Raw genomic sequence first — 22,172 nt, forward strand, 5'->3', positions numbered from 1 at the left:
CTTCTTTCAATCTTTTTACATTTCTTTCTGCCAGGAACTTCAAGGATATTGAATTGCTTTTATTAGTAATCTCCTCTCCTATTTTCAATGGCATATTTTGTGAGAAAGAGGGGTTTGGAAGTGAGAAATGGGGGTTCCCAGGTGAGAAATGAAGGGTTCCCAGGTGAGAAATGGGGGTTCGGAGGTGAGAGGAATAGTTTTCGGAGTGAGAGGAGTGAGTTCAGGGATGAGAGGAATAGCTTTATTCATGAGTTGACACTCATTTTTTGTGAGAGATGCAATTTCCAAATTGAATACAAGCGATGTGAATAAGAATCAAGCCATAAATTCTCGTAGAGGGCTTTTATCAAGAAAAAAGCGGGGTATCACTTACCACTTTTATAGCTTATAATAGTTCAACTAATTTAAAATCAAAGATCCTTATTGAGTGTGAACGATAGGTTTCAAAGCCTACAAAAAGGAAGCTTCTTTCCGCCACAAAAATCATAGAAATATTCATTCCAATCTATTCGATAAAGCCGTTCATGTTTATTATTTTTACCATGGCAGAGCGGAATCCAAAGCTCCCTCTCTCCTATTCACTTATGATTTATCTTAACACTTATGAATCAAGAAGAAGCAAAAATTCGCATCGCAACATTACGCGAACAATTACATACCTACAACCATAATTATTACGTTTTATCTCAACCCAGCATTAGCGATTTCGATTTCGATATGCTCCTGAAAGAATTGATAGATCTGGAAAAACAGCATCCGGAACTGCAGGACCCCAATTCCCCATCGCAACGAGTAGGAAGTGATATCAATCTGGAGTTTAATCAGGTAGAACACAAATATCCCATGCTCTCGCTTGGGAATACCTATTCCGAAGAAGAAATCCGTGATTTTGAAACCAGAATCAAGAAATTGATAGATGGAGAAGTGGAATATGCCTGTGAATTGAAATACGATGGCACCTCAATTTCCTTGAGCTACAAAAACGGGAATCTGATACAGGCCGTTACTCGTGGTGATGGTGTTAGAGGCGATGATGTTACTGCAAATGTAAAAACGATTCGCTCCATTCCTTTGCGATTAAGTGGTAATGATTATCCCGATGAATTTGAGATCCGTGGCGAAATTTTGATGCCTTTTGCTGTTTTTAAAAAACTAAACGAAGAACGCGAAGAAATTGGAGAACTGCCATTTGCCAATCCCAGAAATGCTGCTTCGGGTACATTAAAAATGCAGAACTCTGCGATGGTAGCCAAGCGAAATCTGGACTGTTATCTCTACTATTTATTAGGAAAAGAAATCCCTGCCCGCACCCACTATCAAAACCTGCAACAGGCTGCCAATTGGGGTTTTAAAATATCAGAGAATACTGCCCTTTGTAAAAATATCGACGAGGTAATCGCATTTATTCAGCTTTGGGATAAAAAAAGGGAAGATCTTCCGGTTCCCATCGATGGGATTGTAATAAAAGTAAACTCTCTGGATCAGCAGGAAGAATTGGGGTTTACGGCCAAATCACCACGTTGGGCTATTTCCTATAAATATAAAGCAGAAAGAGTTGCCACCCGATTACAAAAAATCACTTATCAGGTTGGAAGAACCGGTTCGATAACACCAGTTGCACATCTTGATCCGGTACAGCTGGCTGGAACAACAGTAAAAAGAGCATCGCTACACAATGCAGACATTATTCAGAATCTCGATTTGCACGAAAACGATACGGTTTATGTGGAAAAAGGTGGGGAAATAATTCCCAAAATTGTAGGTGTAGAAACCAATGAACGCGTGGCAAATGCAAAAGCAATTGAATTTATTGATACCTGTCCCGAATGTGGAAGTTTATTGATCCGTAAAGAGGGAGAAGCCAATCATTATTGTCCGAACGACATGCTCTGCCCTCCACAGATTAAAGGAAAGATTGAACATTTTATTAGTCGTAGAGCAATGAATATCGATGGATTAGGCGAAGAGACAATTGATCTGCTTTATCAGAAAAAATTAATTCGTAATGTTGCAGATTTATATGAATTAAGCAAAGCTGATATTGTTCCCTTGGAACGCATGGGTGATAAATCAGCCGAAAGAATTTTAAATAGCATTCAGGATTCCCTGCAAGTCCCGTATGAACGAGTTTTGTACGCACTCGGCATTCGCTATGTTGGTGCAACAGTGGCAAAAAAACTTGCTAAAGCTATACCTTCGATTGATACGTTGGCTCAATCTACCATGGAAGAACTGGTGGAAGTTGATGAAATTGGCGATAAAATTGCAGTGAGCATCATGGAGTATTTTTCGAATGATTATCATCAGGAATTGATCGCCAGGCTAAAATCTTTTGGTCTGCAATTACAAGGCAAAGAACAGGAAGAAGGAGTAGGAAGCAAAATTTTGGAAGGATTATCGATTGTAATTTCCGGTAGTTTTTCTAAATATTCACGAGATGAATTAAAGGAATTAATTGAGTTGCATGGTGGCAAAAATGTAAGTTCTATCTCTAAAAAGACAAGCTTTCTGCTGGCAGGAGAAAAAATTGGTCCCAGCAAATTAGCTAAGGTTGAAACCTTAAACATCCCAATGATTAGCGAAGATGAGTTTTTAGGAAAAATTGGGGAATAATCTCAATTTTCATCCTTGTGTCTTTTAACTCTTTTATCCTTTTAATTTTTATTTATGAATTTTACCGCAATAGATTTTGAAACTGCTAACGGCAAAAGAAATTCAGCCTGTTCATTAGGAATGGTTCGGGTAGAAAATGGCAAAATTGTTGAAAGTAAAGACTGGCTGATTTCTCCTCCAGAGATGTATTTTCATCCAATGAATGTAAGCATACATGGTATTACCGAAGAGGATGTTCGCAATGAACCAAGTTTCAATTATATTTGGGAAGAGGTAGAAGGATATCTGCAAAATCAGATGGTAATTGCCCACAATGCCAGTTTTGATACTTCGGTACTCCGGGCTTGTTTAAATACTTATGGTATCCCTTTACCGCATTTCGACTATATGTGTACCGTGCAAATTAGTCGTATTTTATGGCCTGGCATGCCCAATCACAAGCTAAACACGATGGCCCATCTTTTTAATATTCCCTTAAAACATCACGATGCTTTGGAGGATACTTTAGCCTGTGCTAAAATTGCTATTAAAGCATGCGAAACAATGAATGCAAGCCAATTAAGCGATCTTGCCAAGGAAATAGGAATTTGCCCTGGGAAATGGTCTGCCAACAAATGTCAATCGCCTAAAAAACTTAAATAAGTTTAAATACTAATTTCGAAAATAAAAATTTTCCTAACTTGTGATTCGAAACGGAACAGCCCAATTCAAGCGTTCATAAATCCTAAAAACATTAACTATTCTATTTACAATGAGTATTTTTCAAGATATTAAAATCAAGCTAGCCCAAAAGATAATTACTGGCAAACAAAAGAAAAATCCTCGCAAAAAGGAATTTCATAATTTGGATAGTGCCAAAAGCATCGGAATTATTTTCGATACGCTGGAAGAAAAGAATCACAAAATCGTAAAAAAGTTTTCGGAAGATTTAATTCAAAAAGGATTTCAGGTGAGCACAGCTGGATGGGTAAATGCCAATGAAATACCTGACTTTGGAATTGCACAAAAGATTATTTTTTACACCAACAAAGATGTAAAATGGAATGGTGCTCCTGCTATTCCGGAATTAATAGAATTTATGAATAAAAGCTTTGATTTATTATTCATCCTAACGAAAGCCGATCATCTGGCTATTCAATATTTAGTAAATGTATCCAAAGCTTCCTGCAAAGTAGGATCATTTTCAAAGGAATGCGAATATCTGGATTTGATGATTGAACAAACCAAAGATAAATCTATAGAGAACCTAATACAGGAAAGCATCAACTATCTTTCTCTGATTCAAAAAAACTAATAGAAAATGACAAAAAATAAATTCACAGGAACAGGTGTTGCCCTGATTACTCCCTTTCAGGAAAATGGTAATATCGATTTTGAATCTCTTGATAAACTGGTTGAATACCAAATCTCAGGAGGTATAGATTATCTTGTGGTAATGGGAACCACCGGTGAAGCTGCAACCCTTACCAAAGAAGAGAAAAAGACGGTAGTCGAGCGAGTTTGCCAGATTAATGCCAAGCGTATTCCCATCGTAGTTGGGTTTGGTGGCAACAATACGGCAGATGTAGTTCAACAAATAAAAGATTTTAAATCATTTGATAATATTGATGCCATCCTATCTGTTGCTCCATTTTATAACAAACCAAGTCAACAGGGTATATTTTTACATTACCAAAGTATAGCTGCAGTAAGTCCTGTTCCTATAATTATTTATAATGTTCCCGGCAGAACTGGTGTGAATATCACAGCAGAAACAAGTTTGAAAATCGCACAAGAAATAGACAAGGTTATCGCTATTAAAGAAGCCTCTGGAAACATGGAGCAGGTAATGAATATCCTGAATAATAAACCGAATGATTTTCTATTAATTTCGGGTGACGATGCCTTAACATTTCCTATGATTCAACTTGGTGCAGCCGGAGTTATTTCGGTAATTGGGAATGCCTTTCCTAAAGAATGGAGCGATATGGTTCATTTTGCTTTAAAAGGAAAAAATAAAAAAGCTCTAGAACTGCATTACAAGATGCTGGATATGATTCAAAATATTTTTAAAGAAGGAAATCCTGCCGGAGTAAAGGCTGTTTTACATCTAAAGAAGATCACCCCCAACTACTTGCGCTTGCCCCTTTGTCCGGTTAGTGTTGAGCACTACCAAAAAATTGCAAAATTGTTAGAGATAATACAATAAAATTGGCATAAAAATTGTTTGATAGCTTGAGTATTTAAAAGCTAAAATTTAGGAAATTAATTTAACCAAAAATGAAAAGTAAAATGAAATACTCCTTTCGTCTATTTATTTTCGCACTGGCACTATTAAGCTTTGCTTCATGCTCGCGACAAGTAACCAGAGTTTCTCCTGATCAGCAAATTGATTTAAGCGGTCGTTGGAACGATACCGATTCAAAATTAGCTTCAGAAGCATTAATCGATCAGGTATTATCTCAAAATTGGATTGAAAATTTCAAACAGGAATTCAATCGAAAACCGGTAGTAATTGTTGGCTTAATCACAAACAAAAGCTCAGAACATATCGATGCGGACACTTATATCAAAGATATTGAAAAAGCAATTTTGAACGATGGTAGAGTTCGCTTGGTTCAAGCAGGTGCCAAGAGAGAAGCACTTCGTCAGGAAAGAGCAGATCAGCAAGATTTTGCAGCTAAAGAAACCATTAAGAAATGGGGCCGTGAACTTGGTGCCGATTTTATGCTACAAGGTGATATTTCTTCTATTATAGATAGCTACAAAAAAGAAAAAGTAAGATATTATCAATTGAACCTTTCCTTAACAAATCTGGAAAATAATGAACTGGTTTGGTTGGGCGACAAGAAAATCAAAAAATACGTTAATCGATAAATTCAATAGTTCAGGAAGTCTATAAAGACTTCCTGATTCCTTCTTATCTCTACCCGATGAATATAAAGTTGTCTGCAAATAAATTGGGTTTACGATTGTTCGTTCTCCTTTTCGTTCTAGCACTTACCAGCTGTGCTACCTATTATGCACAAAATGAAGCATTCAATAATTATTTCACTCAAGGTGATATTGCCAATGCCGAAAAAACATTGGATAAGGATAAACGAAGTAATCGCAAAAAAAATAAAGCCTTATATCTTCTCAACAAAGGCACACTTGCGTGGATGCAACAAAACTATGTTGCAGCTACCGATTATTTCAATCAAGCAGATTTATTTATTGAGGATCAGAGAAAAAACATTGGTTCCGAAGCACTGGCACTACTCTTAAATCCGGCAATTAAGCCTTATGTCCCTGAAGATTTCGAGAATGTAATGCTGAATTTTTATAAAGCATTAAGCTATCTGGAAATGGGAAATACACAATCCGCTTTAGTAGAATGCCGAAGAGTGAATGAAAAATTGTATGCTTTAAATGACAAATATCCCAAAAATTATCAGAACAGATATAGCGATGATGCCTTTGCTCACACACTAATGGGACTAATTTATGATTCTGCCGGCGACTATAATAATGCTTTTATTGCTTACAGAAATGCTTATAATATCTATGAAAATAATTATTTAAAAAATTTCAATACTCCTCCGCCCCATCAATTAAAAGATGATTTATTAAGAACGGCTCACTTAACAGGCTTAGAACAAGAATATGATTTTTATAAGCGTAAGTTTGGTTTTGATTTTGAGAAAAGAGATAAATCTGAAGGAGACATCATATTTATTTGGATGACTGGGCTTGGTCCTGTAAAGGATGAATGGAGTATTAACTTTAGTGCAGTAAATAGTGGCGGTGGTTATCTTACAATGGTTAATGGTGACGAAAATATCAGTTTACCATTCTATGTTGGAAATATGGATAATAGAACCCGAAATTCATTCAGTGATTTGGATTTTGTTCGCGTTGCTTTTCCCAAATATCGCGAAAGAGTACCAGTATTTACCAATGCCAATGTTTGGGTGAATGATTCTATTGCTATTCCGCTAGATAAAGGTGAGGATTTAAATGCAATTGCCTTTAAATCATTACATGATCGCATGCTTCGGGAAATGGCAAACTCTTTACTACGTTTGGCCACTAAACAAGCTTTGGAAAAATACACCAGAAGTAAGGATGAAAACCTGGGAACCCTACTTAGTATTATTAATGCGGTTACCGAGAAAGCAGATACACGCAATTGGCAAACTTTGCCACATTCTATTTATTATACCCGAATACGGTTAAAAGGAGGAAATCAAAATATAAACTTAGAAGTAAATACCCCAAACGGTGTTAGCAAGAAACAGAACCTTACCATTGCAATAAAAGCTGGAGAAACAAAATTTTTCACTTTTCACAATATGGAATCAAATTAAAACTTGATTTTTAGAAAGTGTAAATTTTACGATACTGTTCTTATTGGGAAGAAATTCTGTATTTAAAAGGAGTTCCTCATTAAAAAATTTCTGACATCCCATAAATAATCCAATTGCCAAATCAATATGTTCACTTTTTGTTTGATAAGTAACCTGAAAAGTGTTATCGCTTACTCTTTGTGAACTAAAATTTTTAATACTTACAGAAGGAAAATAGGTCTGTATTCTGTCGTGGATTAATTTTTCCAAATGCTCCAGGAATTCAAATATATCAGAATTTCCGGCGAATTCCGGTCGATATAATATTACCAATCTACTAAATAAATACTCTCCAAAACACTTTTTTAAATCAGAAACGGAACGTCGAACCACATGACCTACTAAATTCATCAATTCATCAAACTGAGCATATGGATAATCATAATGAGAATCGAAAATACCGATCCCATCAAAATCTATAATTATGCCTTCCACCAATTCAGAACCATAATCAGATTCTATCATTTCTAAAAATTCCTCGAAAAAAATACCATTCATTAATTATCAGATTTACTATTAGAAAAGAACAATTTTATTTTTTAAAAAATTATAGGCTGTTCACTTCACGATACAAAACGATTCAATAAGATATTATATTGTAGCCAATGCTCTATTTTACAAATTGGTTTGGTTGGCTTGCTCGTTATTCATTTCATTCAAGCGTTTGTGAACTGATATATATTTTTGTTCGTAATCCCATCTTCCTTTATCTTTATTATGTGCAATTTCATAAAACTGAAACGCTTTTTGAATCATATTCTCTTGTTCATAAATCTCACCAACATAAAAATAAGTTTCAGCTTTTCCCGGGTAAACAAGTAAGGTATAGTTTAAAAATCTAAGCGCATCATTAACACTACCATTATTTTTCAATTCCAGACAAACACTCTCTAAAAGTGAAAATGGCAATTTTTCATTCCTTCCATAATTTAAAAGTACTTTACGCTGATATGATTTAACTCCTTCAATACCTTCAGTTACTAACTTTTGAACGTTAGGATATTTATAATCTTGAAACATGTTATCCATGCCTTTCATTAAACTTTTTCGATACAAACTATAATGATCTTCATCCGGCATCCATTCGTAATTCCAATGTAAATCATCCGGTGCATCTTCTTCCATAATTGAGATTAATTCTTTACACGCTTCTAACATATTATTAGCTTCTTTTGCAAAAGAGACAAAAAAATGATTTCGCAAAGTAGATTTAGACCGGAGGAATTTTCGCATATCTCCCACAATAGCATCATTATTCCACCATAAAATAGGACTAAACGCAAGATATCTATCAAATAAATCATTTCTAGTTATGAATGTATAAACTACGAATAATCCACTATAATTATGCCCCATTAACAAACGCTGTGAATTTAATCGGAAGTGGTGTTTTACAAAGGGAAATATATCCATTTCTAAAGCTTTCAAGAAATTATCTGCTCCTCCTCTAGTAGGGAAAATGTTTTTATTCATCACCGAATCCACAGGTGTCATATCTCTAAACCGATCGGTATTTGGAATTCCAATTATAACGTGAGGAGGAATAAAATGATTATCCATCATAAAACTAAGCACCTCAACTCCTGTAGAAAAATTCTTTTCGGAATCCAGCAAATAGATTGCTGGATAGGTATAATAAGTACTATCATATTCACTGGGAACAAATACCTGTAGTTCTCTGTACTCCTTTAATACCGTAGAATAGACTCTGACGGAACGAAGATTGCGTTGGTTAATTTCGGCCAAAGTATTATTATACAGAAGTAATACAAAGAAAGATGCAATTAATCTTATCTTCATGTAATGTGGTTTAGGTTTAAAAGCTATCGATTAATTTACAACTATTTATAATAATATCAAACATTTACGATTATAAGTTGCTCAATAATATCATTTTAGGAGATATTTACAAATAAAAAGAAGCCAGAATTATATAAATTCCGGCTTTGTATTAAATAGGATTGCAATTTACTGTAGTATCAAATCCAAATCAAGTTCAAAATCATCATAAATTGTTTTATCACCTAAATTATCGAAGAAACTACCCGAACCATAACGAACATTAAATTTGCTACGATCAATTACGACCTTTCCACTAACATGAACTACTTCATTTTGTTTTTCAAGCATTACTTTAAATTCGATTGGATTAGAAATACCCTTAATGGTTATATTTCCTTTTACATCATAAGAACCATCTGCTAATTTCTTACTTTCAGTAAGAATAAATTCAGATTCAGGATATTTTTCAACACCAAAAAAGTCATCGGATTTAAGGTGCCCTTCTAATTTTGCCTTATAGCCTGGATCTTTCAAGTCTGTGTTTGCGATACTTTTCATATCAACAATAAAATCTGCCGCCTTAATTTGATCATCTTGAAGTACAAGATTACCTTTACTCACGTTGATCGTTCCCAAATGTTCTCCTGTTACTTTTTTACCGTGCCAGTTTACAATACTTTTTTCCGGATTTACAATAAAACTCTTTACCTGTGCAAAACTACTACTAGATAAAAGGAATGTACTAAATAACAGGATACTTGCAATAATTAAACTTTTTCTTCTCATAACTTCTAAATTTTATTTAAATCGCTAATTAATTTTTTCGAGTTTGAATTAAAACTTTACAATTACAAATTTAGAGGATGAATCACTGACAATAAATGGATAAATTTCGATTATTGATGTACTATTTTCTTACGAAACTTCGAAAATCGCTTAATGTCTGATTGGTATACTTCTTAAAGAATCTACTAAAATAAGCCGGATCCTGAAAGCCTAACTCATAAGCAATTTCTTTGGTGTTTAAATCGGAACTATAGAGCATTTTTTTAGCTTCTTTAATCACACGGTTGCGAATTAATTCTCCTGCGGTAATACCTGTTGTTTTCTTCGAGATCTCATTAAGGCCGGTAGCTCTCAGATTTAGCATTTCAGCATAAGCCGAGACATTTTTATGGTCTTTATAATTTCCATCAATCAATTGTTTAAATTTTATTATTACTGATCCGGGATGCTCCTCGTCCAAAGCTATATTTAGATCGTGCTGCTTCTCATAGATTCTTCTCGATTCCAATAAAAACAACTTTAATTGATGATATAGCATGTCGTGCCTATATCTATCATCGCCATTAAACTCTTTTTCCATTAAACCGACGATACCATTAAAAACTTCCAATTTGTCCTCATTCAATTGAATAATCGATCGAAAATCAGGATTAAAAAATAAGGTAGAATCAGAGACAGAGCCCTCTCCATTTTCTTTAATGGCAAAAAAAGTTTCATTAAATGTGATAGCATAACCTGTACAATGGCTATTTATTAAAAATCGATGCATGAGTCCAGGTGGAACAAATAAAATAGCATTCTTCCTTAATGTATATTCCACATATTTGGTTGCATGGATCGCCTCTCCCTCCTTTATCCAGGTAATGGTGAAATAGTTGTGCATATGATTATCGCTGTTTTGTTTGCGAACCTCATTACACATGTCCTGCAGTTTATGGATATGGAACAAGGCCTTGGATTCACCAATGGGTTCAAATAACTCGGAGGCTTCTCTATTCATCTATTTTAAATTTAATGTAATTGTAAATTTATGCAATATCTATAAGAGGTTTCGTTAATCCATTGTTAAAATATCTGACTTATTTTCATTTTATCCCTCCTTCATCTCGCTGATATAATATTATACTATATTAGAAAAACCTACCAATTAATAGCTTAAAGAAGTATACCTATTGCCTTAAAAAAATATTAAAAATACTTTTACAAATACATTCAAAAGGCCTATATTTACAGGGTATTTGAGACATGATCGGACGCGTAGCATAACTGGATAGTGCACTACGTTACGGCCGTAGAGGTTGGGGGTTCGAGTCCCTCCGCGTTCACATAAGAGCTTTGGTATTTTACCAAGGCTTTTTTTGCGTATAAAGTTCAGTATATCCTGCAATTAGATATAGCAGGAATATATCCACCCCTAAATCTGATTAATCAACATCACATTAGTAATTACTCACATATACAAAATAATATTCTTCTCTATTGCATTTCAAATTCTCCGAATTCAATACAGATGTCATTATTTTATATACCATAAGACTTATAAGAATGTAGCTCTATCATCTAAACATGATTTGATGTAACTATTATATCCGATATTAGATCATACAAAATGAAAATTGGTTTCATTTCGACTTAGCCGATAATCTAAATAATATTTTTTCGTAAATTAGATTACGCTTACATACACCTATTTAATATACATCTATGATACAGAAAATACTCATTACACCATTTCAAAAATTTGTAAAAATTGAAAGTTTTAGTGGAATATTATTATTCGTAGCTACAGTCATAGCTTTTATTTGGTCAAACTCTACCTTTTCAGAATTATATAAAAATATTTGGCAATATAAAATTGGAATAATTAGTGACGGATTTACGCTATATAAACCTTTAATTCTCTGGGTTAATGATGGTTTAATGGCCATTTTCTTTTTTCTTATTGGCCTGGAGATAAAACGAGAATTAATCATTGGTGAATTAAATACCTTACGCAAAGCTAGTTTTCCAATTTTTGCAGCTATTGGAGGAATGTTTGTTCCAGTTCTTCTTTTTTTTATTTTTAACAGTAATCCTTCTACTATAAACGCATGGGGTATTCCAATGGCTACAGATATTGCATTTTCTCTTGCCATATTAAGAGTACTCGGCAAAAGAATTCCAATAGGATTAAAAATATTTCTTACTGCATTTGCAATTGTAGATGATTTAGTTGCAGTACTAGTAATTGCAATCTTTTATAGCTCAGATATTCAATGGAATCTTTTGATCTTGGCTCTCCTACCATTGCTTCTGTTAGCATTTCTAGCTTACAAAAAAATCTATTTAAAATACTTTGTATTTCTTGCTGGCATTCTAATTTGGTATCTTTTTTTGAAATCCGGTATCCATCCAACTATTGCTGGGGTTCTAATCGCTTTTACGATTCCTATTCGTCAAAAAATTAACTTTCGAACTTATTCTGATAAACTCTCAGATATTGTAAAAAACATTAGTGACTCTGCAGATAATAAAGTTCCAGTCCTATCCAATCAACAAATAGAACAAATTGATAATTTAGAAGACTGGACCACACAAGTTCAATCCCCATTACAGCATTTGGAACACAAATTACACAATTGGGTTGCCTTTTTTATCATGCCTATTTTTGCTTTGGCAAATGCTGGCGTTAGTTTCATGGGCGATATACATTTAGATTACCAATTGGTAATAAACATCTCCGTTTGTTTAGTTGTTGGCAATAGCATTGGGGTTTCTTTTATGTCATTTCTGAGCACAAGATTAAAATTAGCAGAACTACCAATAGGAGTGCGAAAAATACATGTTATTGGAATTTCATTTCTGGCTGGAATCGGATTTACCATGGCTATTTTCGTAGCAAATTTAGCTTTTAATAATGATCCAATCTTTATTGATTCTGCGAAAATTGGAATACTAATTGGCTCTTTAATATCGGGCTTAATTGGCTATTTCATTCTAAGATTTAATACGAAGAGATTAGACTAACCCTAATAATTTAAATTTGATTTATAATTAAAATAATCGCCATTAATAACCAACTAAATATTAATGGCAATCCATTTCTATTATTTTAAGTTTGAAGGAACCTGAGGTGTAGAAATCAAATGAGTGAAAATCTCCCATCTCCTATCTGAATTTTCTTTGTCACCTTGATTTTTATCAACGTAAGCCTTCACTAGATCCTGTCCCCAATTGTAATTAATGATATAAGAACGATAGGTTTCCGGAAAACGGAATGTGGCATCGTTGGCTCTTCGAAGACCGAATTTTTCAAGCCATTTACCTGTAGTTTCTCTATCCCATTTTTCATCTAAATAGTTACGCATCGCAACCGTTCTGGCATATGTCAACTCATGAGATAAATCCTGTACCTTGTTATAAAGATCTACACTTGTCGTATCTAAACCTGCAAGTGGAAACAACACTTCCTTCTCAAATTTAAGCTTTTCGACTCTGGGAAAAACCACATCAATTCCGTAATTGGCACTTCCTTCGGCAATAAGCGATTGAGGGCTAAATAGAGGATAAACCGAGAATTCCATCCATCCTCTCTTTTTTACCATATTGGTTTCAAGCAACGAATTATACACATGATGACCGGGATAACCTTCGTGACAAGCAATATCTATTGCCCGATCGATTAATATCGGAAAATCCGTATTCACCTGAATCAAACTAAAGTTATTGCCCTTGTACCAATTGTATCCTGCCCATGCTTTATCAGTAACATACTCCAATTCAAAATTTTCATTTTCTGGCAAGTTGATATGTAATTTTGTACGCCTGCGCGATTCTTTAATAGCAGTTTTAAAAACTGTATCCAGCTTAGTTATCGGGATAATAAAATCCTTCTGAAAGTCAGACAATCGAGCGATAAGGTTTCCTTTTCCTGGCAACAACTTATCTAATTCCGTAATAATCTCAGCAAAATAATCCTCTTCGAAAGGAGGAACTATGGCATCGTATAAAACTTCCGATTCTTCATCAAAAGTAAATTTGTTTCCATTCAGCATTTTCACTCTTGCCTGAACTGCAATTAGTTGTTTTTGCAAATAAAGCTTTCGCAGATTCAACATCTCCTCCTTTTTCATTATCTGCAAAGCATTCAATTCTATTTTCATGGTACTGATATCAGCGAGCAACTTTTCGGCGGGAAGCTTATCCTGCTTCAGCAGTTCTACCTCTTTTTTCCATGCATCTGATCCGTAATAAGCATCAACGTAAAGCGGATCATACAACCCAACTTCTAAAACCGTTTTCACATATTTTTCTGCAATTCCATTCATTTCTTCCTCAACATTCTTTTTTTGCTGGCATGATATAAACAAACCTGCTAAAAGCAAATAGAGTAAATAATTTTTCATTGTTTCAATTTTGTGATGATTAATTTAGATATCAAATTTAAAAATCCTTTAGTTATTATTTTCGGCAAATGATTATTCCCCAAAACAAAAAATACAATTAATTCTAGTATTTTAGACTCATTAAAAATAAGTTTGAATCTTCAACAATTATTATAAATGGAAGCGATACTACTAAAAGATAATTTAAGCACAGCAGATATTATCGGACTAATCCAAAAAGGAATAATGGATATGGATATTCAACAGCAGCAACGCGATGAAATAGTCGAGGCGGCAGACACTCTTGCTAAAACTTTTGCTAATACTATTCAATTCCATATGGCAAATGGCGAAAATCCAGATGCTTCCTACCGGTTTCAAATCTCGGTTCATTTCAACAACTTCATTGAAAAATACCGACAGGTTTTCATTTCGAATTATAAAAAGGATGTTTTAGTAGGATTTGGAATTAGTGCCATATGGATGGGCATTTTAAATGGTCTGGATGCGGAAAGCGGTATCATGCCAAATCATCCCTTTAAAAGAGAAATTGCCAATTGTTTAAGAACCATTAATGAAATTTTAGATAATAAAGCTTGATTATTCCATTCGCCAGTCGAAGCTTATAACTCTTCAACTGCAAGATACACAATACGCTTTGCAGCTCTGGAATGCTAAGCTGCAAAAACCACAATATGCTATGTGCTTTGCGACTACGAAGATGTAAAATCACTAGTATGCATTGTAGTTTATGGACACTAAGATGCAAGAATCAGGCTATGCTTCATTGCATTTGCTTACAAAAATGCAAGAACTACAATATGCTTTGTAGTTTGTGAATTCCTGCCTGCAAGAACTACAATACGCTATGCAGACAACGGATGCCATGCTGCAAGCACAACAACATGCTATGCGGCCTATTAGATACTAAATTGCAAGAAGGAGAACCTGTAATGCAAACTGCGGATGATAAGCTGCATAAAACATCCAATACGCCTTATCTTAACCTAATTAGTCTGCGAATAAATCATTGCAAAAAACGATTAGACTAAGGAAATAATTTAAAGAGAAACCTCTAGCCGTTCCATCCAAGTAGTAGGAGAAACTCGGTTTATGGCAACAATCAATTAAAAAATCCGAAGCATTAAAAAAATCCCGAACCGGAAATAATTCCAGCTCGGGATTTTTGATTATATAATTAAGCTTAGATTAGGCTTATTTATGCTCTTCTGCAAATTTGCGTCCGGCATGCAAGGCTTTGATGTTCATATCAACCACATCATCCCCTTTTTTACAAAATATCTTACGAATTCCTTCTTCCAAATATTCAAAAGGAACTTCGATAAATGGAGAAGCAGCACCCAACATCACAAAATTGAAAGCACGGGCAGAACCCACTTCTTCCTTAGCAATTCGATCTGCATCAATAAGAATATAATTAGGTAAAGAATGAATGGTTTCTACCAATTTTTCTTCTTCAGGATAATCGTTAATATTAATAAAGGGAGTGGAGTTGGTCACCAAATATCCGCCTTTCTTTAAAAAAGGTAAATAACGTAAAGCTTCCATCGGTTCCACAGATAAAATAATATCTGCCCCACCTTTTGGAATTAAATCCGAATAAATTGGCTGATCGGAGATTCTCATAAAAGATTGAACATCTCCACCTCGCTGACTCATTCCATGAGTTTCAGCTTGTTTCATATATAAATCGTTGTCTAATGCAGCAAAACCTAATGCAGCAGCAATGGATAAAATACCCTGACCGCCAACACCTGCTATGACCATATCTGTTTTCATTTGTCTTTAATTTAGTTTCAGAAATTACAAAACAGAAATTCTGTTTTGTAATTTCTTGAATGATTTTTCAGATTGTTAATTATTAATTACGCCTTTGCAGCAGCTCTTGCTTTAGCAGCTTTTTTTATTTTTTGATCTCTAATATTTTTCTGAACACATATTCTACGAGGAATAATAACAGATACTCCTTGGTAATCGCATTCTTTACGAATCATATCTTTTATTTCTTCGTGCTTTTTAGGAACAGGAAGTAAAACATGGATGTGTTCTTTTTCTACACCAAGTCCTTCACAAATATCTTCCAGTTTACCTTTTGCTGAAGATTCCTGGCCTCCAGTCATAGAAATAGATTCATTATCAGAAATAATAACAGTGATTGGTGCCTTTTCGTTGATAGCATCTAACAAACCAGTCATTCCGGAATGAGTAAATGTAGAATCACCAATAACAGCAACGGCAGGAATCAAGCCAGCATCAGCAGCACCTTTTGCCATGGTTACCGAAGCTCCCATATCTACACAGGAGTTAATCGCATTATATGGAGGTAATGCCCCAAGCGTATAACATCCTATATCCGAGAATACACGACCCGTACCATAATCGGCAACCACTTCATTTAATGCTCGGTAAACATCATGATGACTACAACCAACACATAATGCAGGCGGACGAGCAGCTACTAAATCAGGAATCTCCATTCCTTCTTCAATCGACATACCCAATGCTTTTGCAACCATATCCGGAGTTAATTCTCCATCGCGGGAAAGCGTACCATCTAAACGACCAATCACTTTCTCTTTGGCTAAATATCCTTTCAGAAGTTCCTCAACCACAGGATAACCTTCTTCTAACACCATAACTTGATCGCACTCTGCACTAATTTTTTCCACCATTTTTCTAGGAAGTGGATATTGCGATACTTTAACTATAGGATAAGGACAATCTCCATTAGGATAATTTTCCATCAAATAATTGTATCCTATTCCGCAAGCAATAATTCCCATCGATTTATCAGATCCTTCTTTGTAAAAATTGAAAAAAGAATCTTCGGCAGCTGCTTCAAATTTTTCCTGATTGCTCAACAACATTTTGTAACGCTTCCTTGCAATTCCTGGCAATAAAACAAATTGCAATTTATCTTCAGGAAGTTTCAATTCATTTTGTGCTACGGCTTCCTGTATAGAAACACCCGCACGTGAATGTGCCAAACGAGTGGTGATTCGCATCATAACCGGAGTTCCGAAAGCTTCCGACAATTCAAATCCAAATCTTGCCATCTCATAAGCTTCCTGCTGATTGGATGGTTCCAAAATTGGAATCATTGCAAACTTACCATACACACGGGAATCTTGTTCGTTTTGTGAGGAATGCATCGAAGGATCATCTGCTACAGTAATAATAAGACCTCCGTTAGCTCCGGTAATTGCTGCATTCATAAAACAGTCGGCGGCAACATTTAAGCCAACATGTTTCATACATACCATTGCTCTTTTTCCTGCATAAGACATTCCTAATGCACTCTCCATAGCTGTTTTTTCGTTTGCCGACCATTTGCTATGGATATTTAATTCTTTTGCTTGTTTTGAATGTTGCACATATTCAGTTATCTCCGTTGAAGGAGTTCCCGGATAGGCATATACTCCAGACATCCCACCATCAATTGCACCCTGCGCAATGGCTTCAACACCTAATAATAAAGACTTTTGCATATTCTTTGTGTTTAACTATTTTGTTTTGTGATTATTACATTATTGGTATCATTACAATTCTTTGTATATAAGCGTGTAAATACTTATAATAAATATCCACGACACAAATTAGAATTGAATGATTAGAATTTGAGATCACCAGAGATCTCAGAGGAAAGATGAAATTTTATAGACCGCCAAAGAGTTTAAGGTATCCAACGAGATACGCATTAACAAAATAATATATTGCAGCTAATTCCATGTAAAAACTTATAATTTATAACAAAATAAGCTTTGTAGCTTTTAGTTTGCGCTAAAATACCATTATTTGATTTAACCTCCATACGAAACACATAAAATCCATAAGTTTAGAATTACTTTAAATAACGAAAACGATTCCGACAAAACACACCACCCTATTATAACTCTATCGCACTACTACTTACAATAGAATTCATTTAGAATTTACGATCTATTTTTTGGAATAAATCTTCTTTAATTCTACTATAGGAATCAAAAATAAAACGATTAGAAAGTAATATACTAATCATCAAATTCATTGAGCATCCAACAAAAATAGCCAGCATTATTAACAGTTGGTACTTTATAGCAATCAAAGGTGAACTTCCTCCTAGAATCTGACCAGTCATCATTCCTGGTAAGGATATTAAACCAATAACCGACATCGTAGCAATTAATGGATTAAGTCCACTTTTTATGGCAGTCCCAATAAATCTTGTAAGTATCTGTTTTTTATGATTATTATTAATAAGAAGAAAGTAATACAAGTCTTTTTCCTTAATCAAATCATTAAAATAGCTTGTAAGACCAACTATATTATGATTTAATGCATTACCTAAAACCATTCCCGAAATGGGAATAAAATATCTGGCATCAAACACATAATCCAAATGAATTATGAAGCCTAAAAAAAATATATCAATGATCAGAATACTTGTAAAACCGGAAAGCAAAAAAGGCACAATAAAGTATCGGTAAGATAAACCAATTCGTTTTATTGTTGTAAAAGTGCCAACAAGAATCATAACGAATACCCACGCAATATTTACCCAAGCATTGTTCCATTCAAAAATATATTCCAAATATACAGCAACTAAGGAAAGTTGAACTATCATTCGCAAAATAGCAATAATCGTTTCCTTAATAATTTTAACTCTAAAATATATAAATCCTATTATAGGAATTATCAGCAATAAAGCCCCAAAAAATAAATTTCCAATACTTATATCGATAATTTCCTTCATCTCAATTTTTTTATACTTTTTGAAACATTTTATCTATACCAACAATTACAAGTAAAATTATAGGGTAAGAATTCGATCGCAATTATCTATCCACTTTTGATTATGCGAAGTGGAGAGAATCGTTTTATTCTTCAATTTATTTAAAAGCTTAAATAAAAGATCAATGGAATGATCATCCAAGGAGGAAGCAGGTTCATCTAATAGTAAAATAGGTTTTTGTTTGCTAATGCAAGCGGCCAATATAATTCGTTGCTTCTCCCCACCACTCAATTCTGAAAAATTATGCAATTTAACCTCTTCTGAAATTTCAAGTTCTTCCAGATAGGAATTAAAATATCTAATATCATCTAAATCCAAGAGTAATAATTCTATCAACTCATCAATTGAATTTATGGGCAAATTCACATTTTGAGGTAACCATGAAAATAAATCTCTTATCGCAAGAATATTTTGAGAATTTAAGCCCATATCATTTATAAAAATTTCACCTCCTTTTGGGGTGATAATGCCCATAATCATCTTTAAAATAGAAGTTTTACCTTTACCTGATGGTGCACTTAGACAAACTGATTCCCCTACCCTCACATCAAAACTAAAATTTTTACAGATACACTGTTCCTTAAATTGCAAGCTCAAATTTACACCGTGAATCATGTCCTAATAAATTTCTATAAAAATTAATCATCACCTAATTTATCCAAAAAAATCAAGATAACTAAATATTCTAAAATCAGTCATCTCAATATTAATCATCGTCAATTCATATTAAGAATATTCTCATTACATATTTTGTATTAACACATTTCAACAGCTCTTTATGTCTGATTTATTGTTTCTTACAATAAATTCCAACTACAACATGCTGCACAGCACCCATTTTTTATTAAAAAATAAATGTTTATCTTTTTGTAAAGAACTACTTTTGTGTTCTAAATATATAAGTATGTCGATTATTCAGTTTAAATTTTAATATAATATACAATGGCTAAATATTTAATTGTAGGAGGTGTTGCAGGTGGAGCCACAACAGCTGCCCGTTTGAGAAGAATGGACGAGCATGCAGAAATCATCATGTTTGAAAGAGGAGAACACATTTCATATGCTAATTGTGGTTTGCCTTATTACGTTGGTGGTATAATTCAGGATCGGGAAAATTTGCTTGTTCAAACTCCGGAAAGTTTTTATAATCGCTTAAATGTAGATGTCAGAATTTACAATGAAGTAATTAGAATAGATCGCGAGAATAAATTGGTTGAAATCAAGGATATTGCAAATAAAACCACCTATACCGAAACATACGACAAATTAGTTGTTTCACCTGGTGCTGAACCAATTAAACCTCCAATTCCAGGAATCCATGACGAAGCAATTTTCACACTTCGTAACGTTAAAGATACCGACCAAATAAAAACCTATTGCGACGGAAAGAAGCCCCAAAAAGTAGTAGTTGTTGGTGCTGGTTTTATCGGTTTAGAAATGGCTGAAAACCTGCATCATTTGGGCATGATGGTTACCATTGTTGAGATGGCAGAACAGGTGATGACTCCTTTAGATTATGAAATGGCTGCCGAAGTTCATCAACATTTAAAAACTAAAAATGTTGAATTTTACCTGAAAGATGGTGTTAGTGAATTTGAACGAAATGGCGATATTATCTCTGTTCATCTTCAATCGGGCAGAAAAGTAGAAGCTGACATGGTTATTTTGTCTATCGGTGTTCGTCCGGAGACAAAATTAGTTAAAGAAGCAGGAATTGAGTTAGCTCCTAATGGCGGTATAAAAGTAAATGAATATTTGCAGACTAACGATCCCAATATATATGCCTTAGGAGATGCAATGGCTTTTCCTCATCCAATTACCGGAAAATATACCAATACTTATTTAGCAGGACCTGCAAACAAGCAAGGTAGATTGTTAGCAGACAACCTTGTTTTAGGAAATAAAAAAACCTACAAAGGAGCCATTGCAACTGCTATTGCTAAAGTTTTTGACTTAACGGTTGCATCAACAGGAGTTGCAGAAAAAGTTCTTAAAAAAGAAGGAATTCCTTATATCTCTAATATAATTCATGGGGGATCCAACGCAGGTTACTATCCTGGAGCATTACCCACAACTATTAAAATTACTTTTGATCCAGAAACCGGAAAATTATATGGTGCCCAAATTATTGGTTATGTTGGAGTTGACAAACGAATCGATATGATTGCCGGTGTAGTGCAGAAAGGCGGAACCATTTACGATCTTCAGGAAATTGAACATGCTTATGCTCCTCCTTTTTCTTCTGCTAAAGATCCTGTTAATCAAGCTGGATTTACTGCCGGTAATATCATTGAAGGGCTTGTTAAAATTATCCATTGGGATGAATTACACCAACTACATGCTGCCAACCATTATATTTTAGACGTTCGTACACCAGACGAATTTCAATTAGGAGGTATCGAAGGTGCTGTAAATATTGAAATTGACCAGATCAGAAATCGTTTGGATGAAATACCAAAGGATAAAAAAATAATTCTATACTGCGGTGTTGGTCTACGCGGCTATTTTGCTTCCAGAATATTAACACAAAATGGTTTTACCGATGTTTACAACTTAAGTGGTGGTTACAAAACTTACGAACATGCTACCTGTAAACAAAGTAATGAAGATATTTTTGAATCGAGTTATATCGCTCGTGACGGACAAATCTATAGAGGTAAGCCAAAAGAAGACACACAAGAATCTGTAATAAAAACAATAGAAATAGATGCTTGTGGACTACAATGCCCTGGTCCAATTTTAAAGTTGAAACAAGAAATCGATAAACTCGAAAACGGACAAAGATTATTACAAAAAGTTACCGATCCGGGGTTTGTAAAAGATGCTGAATCTTGGTGTAATCTTACCGGGAACAAACTAATATCCATTGAATCAGATAAAGGAGTTTATTCTGCTGTAATCGAAAAGCAAGAAGCAAAAGAATCAACTTTAGAAATAGGAGGAAACTTACCTAAAAATAAAACAATGGTAGTTTTCTCAGATGATTTAGATAGAGCAATGGCTAGTCTTGTAATAGCAAATGGAGCTGCAAGTACTGGTAAAAAAGTAACTCTGTTCTTCACTTTCTGGGGGCTTAATGTTATCAAAAAAACACATAAACCAAAAGTACAAAAAGACTTAATGGGGAAAATGTTTAACAAATTGATGGCTGGTAGTGCAGATGACCTGAAAATATCAAAAATGAACATGATGGGACTTGGCTCCAAAATGATGAAAAAGAGAATGTTATCTCAGAAAGTAGATTCTTTGGAAGATATGTTAATAACTGCTATGGAGAATGGCGTAGAAATGATTGCTTGCCAAATGTCTATGGAAATAATGGGAGTGAATAAAGAAGAATTGCTTGACGATGTTGTAATTGGTGGCGTGGCCACTTATTTAGATAGAGCAGACAATGCGAATCTTAATTTATTTATTTAACAATTAAAGCATTGAAAAACAGAATAAATTAATATTAAAAAGGATCGT

General features: G+C 34.3%; 18 protein-coding genes and 1 tRNA gene. 10 read left to right on the forward strand and 9 right to left on the reverse strand.

Annotated features, from left to right (window positions below; translation table 11 throughout):
• The first annotated feature begins 603 nt into the window (after positions 1-603).
• From ligA to DLK05_RS12275, 6 genes are all read left to right on the forward strand, one after another.
• Positions 604-2,613 (forward strand): NAD-dependent DNA ligase LigA, encoded by a 2,010-nt coding sequence (gene ligA, locus DLK05_RS12250; protein ID WP_127344295.1) that lies wholly within the window; start codon positions 604-606, stop codon positions 2,611-2,613.
• Positions 2,614-2,667: 54 nt separating this feature from the next.
• On the forward strand, positions 2,668-3,255 hold the full coding sequence (locus DLK05_RS12255; protein WP_127344296.1) for a 3'-5' exonuclease: 588 nt from the start codon (positions 2,668-2,670) through the stop codon (positions 3,253-3,255).
• A gap of 109 nt (positions 3,256-3,364) precedes the next feature.
• Positions 3,365-3,907, forward strand: a complete 543-nt coding sequence (locus DLK05_RS12260) for a DUF6913 domain-containing protein (RefSeq protein ID WP_127344297.1) — start codon at positions 3,365-3,367, stop codon at positions 3,905-3,907.
• Positions 3,908-3,913: 6 nt separating this feature from the next.
• The gene (gene dapA / locus DLK05_RS12265; protein ID WP_127344298.1) at positions 3,914-4,801 is read left to right on the forward strand and encodes a 4-hydroxy-tetrahydrodipicolinate synthase; all 888 of its coding nucleotides are present in this window, start codon (positions 3,914-3,916) and stop codon (positions 4,799-4,801) included.
• Positions 4,802-4,872: 71 nt separating this feature from the next.
• Positions 4,873-5,469 (forward strand): penicillin-binding protein activator LpoB, encoded by a 597-nt coding sequence (locus DLK05_RS12270; RefSeq protein ID WP_209319863.1) that lies wholly within the window; start codon positions 4,873-4,875, stop codon positions 5,467-5,469.
• A gap of 56 nt (positions 5,470-5,525) precedes the next feature.
• Entirely contained in the window at positions 5,526-6,941 is a 1,416-nt protein-coding gene (locus DLK05_RS12275) for a COG3014 family protein (protein ID WP_127344299.1), read from the forward strand.
• Here DLK05_RS12275 and DLK05_RS12280 read toward each other — a convergent pair.
• The 4 genes from DLK05_RS12280 to DLK05_RS12295 form a co-directional block, all read right to left on the reverse strand.
• Complete coding sequence (locus tag DLK05_RS12280) at positions 6,933-7,478, reverse strand: heme NO-binding domain-containing protein (protein ID WP_127344300.1); 546 nt, start codon at positions 7,476-7,478, stop codon at positions 6,933-6,935. The genes DLK05_RS12275 and DLK05_RS12280 overlap by 9 nt on opposite strands.
• A gap of 117 nt (positions 7,479-7,595) precedes the next feature.
• Complete coding sequence (locus tag DLK05_RS12285; RefSeq protein ID WP_127344301.1) at positions 7,596-8,780, reverse strand: alpha/beta hydrolase; 1,185 nt, start codon at positions 8,778-8,780, stop codon at positions 7,596-7,598.
• Between the two features lie 168 nt (positions 8,781-8,948).
• Complete coding sequence (locus DLK05_RS12290) at positions 8,949-9,548, reverse strand: YceI family protein (RefSeq protein ID WP_127344302.1); 600 nt, start codon at positions 9,546-9,548, stop codon at positions 8,949-8,951.
• A 121-nt stretch (positions 9,549-9,669) separates the two neighbouring features.
• A complete protein-coding gene (locus DLK05_RS12295; protein ID WP_127344303.1) occupies positions 9,670-10,548 on the reverse strand; it encodes a helix-turn-helix domain-containing protein in 879 nt (292 codons plus the stop codon).
• 251 nt (positions 10,549-10,799) lie between these two features.
• On the opposite strand from DLK05_RS12295, the gene DLK05_RS12300 reads away from it, so the two are divergent.
• A tRNA-Arg gene (locus tag DLK05_RS12300) sits at positions 10,800-10,873 on the forward strand.
• Positions 10,874-11,252: 379 nt separating this feature from the next.
• Positions 11,253-12,554 (forward strand): Na+/H+ antiporter NhaA, encoded by a 1,302-nt coding sequence (gene nhaA, locus DLK05_RS12305; protein WP_127344304.1) that lies wholly within the window; start codon positions 11,253-11,255, stop codon positions 12,552-12,554.
• An 80-nt stretch (positions 12,555-12,634) separates the two neighbouring features.
• Here nhaA and DLK05_RS12310 read toward each other — a convergent pair whose 3' ends face one another.
• On the reverse strand, positions 12,635-13,933 hold the full coding sequence (locus DLK05_RS12310) for a hypothetical protein (protein WP_209319864.1): 1,299 nt from the start codon (positions 13,931-13,933) through the stop codon (positions 12,635-12,637).
• Positions 13,934-14,089: 156 nt separating this feature from the next.
• Here DLK05_RS12310 and DLK05_RS12315 point away from each other — a divergent pair, with 156 nt between their 5' ends.
• Positions 14,090-14,512 (forward strand): hypothetical protein, encoded by a 423-nt coding sequence (locus DLK05_RS12315; protein ID WP_127344305.1) that lies wholly within the window; start codon positions 14,090-14,092, stop codon positions 14,510-14,512.
• Positions 14,513-15,127: 615 nt separating this feature from the next.
• Here DLK05_RS12315 and DLK05_RS12320 read toward each other — a convergent pair.
• From DLK05_RS12320 to DLK05_RS12335, 4 genes are all read right to left on the reverse strand, one after another.
• Entirely contained in the window at positions 15,128-15,712 is a 585-nt protein-coding gene (locus DLK05_RS12320; RefSeq protein WP_127344306.1) for an indolepyruvate oxidoreductase subunit beta, read from the reverse strand.
• Positions 15,713-15,798: 86 nt separating this feature from the next.
• Positions 15,799-17,421: a thiamine pyrophosphate-dependent enzyme gene (locus DLK05_RS12325; protein ID WP_127344307.1), complete on the reverse strand. Its 1,623-nt coding sequence runs from the start codon at positions 17,419-17,421 to the stop codon at positions 15,799-15,801.
• A gap of 437 nt (positions 17,422-17,858) precedes the next feature.
• Positions 17,859-18,665 carry an ABC transporter permease gene (locus DLK05_RS12330; RefSeq protein ID WP_127344308.1) on the reverse strand — a complete coding sequence of 269 codons (807 nt, stop codon included), beginning with the start codon at positions 18,663-18,665 and terminating at the stop codon, positions 17,859-17,861.
• 57 nt (positions 18,666-18,722) lie between these two features.
• A complete protein-coding gene (locus tag DLK05_RS12335) occupies positions 18,723-19,319 on the reverse strand; it encodes an ATP-binding cassette domain-containing protein (protein WP_127344309.1) in 597 nt (198 codons plus the stop codon).
• Between the two features lie 327 nt (positions 19,320-19,646).
• On the opposite strand from DLK05_RS12335, the gene DLK05_RS12340 reads away from it, so the two are divergent.
• Positions 19,647-22,124 carry a CoA-disulfide reductase gene (locus DLK05_RS12340; protein ID WP_127344310.1) on the forward strand — a complete coding sequence of 826 codons (2,478 nt, stop codon included), beginning with the start codon at positions 19,647-19,649 and terminating at the stop codon, positions 22,122-22,124.
• Positions 22,125-22,172 lie beyond the last annotated feature (48 nt).

This window comes from Ancylomarina longa (genome assembly GCF_003996985.1).
Classification (GTDB): Bacteria; Bacteroidota; Bacteroidia; order Bacteroidales; family Marinifilaceae; genus Ancylomarina_A; species Ancylomarina_A longa.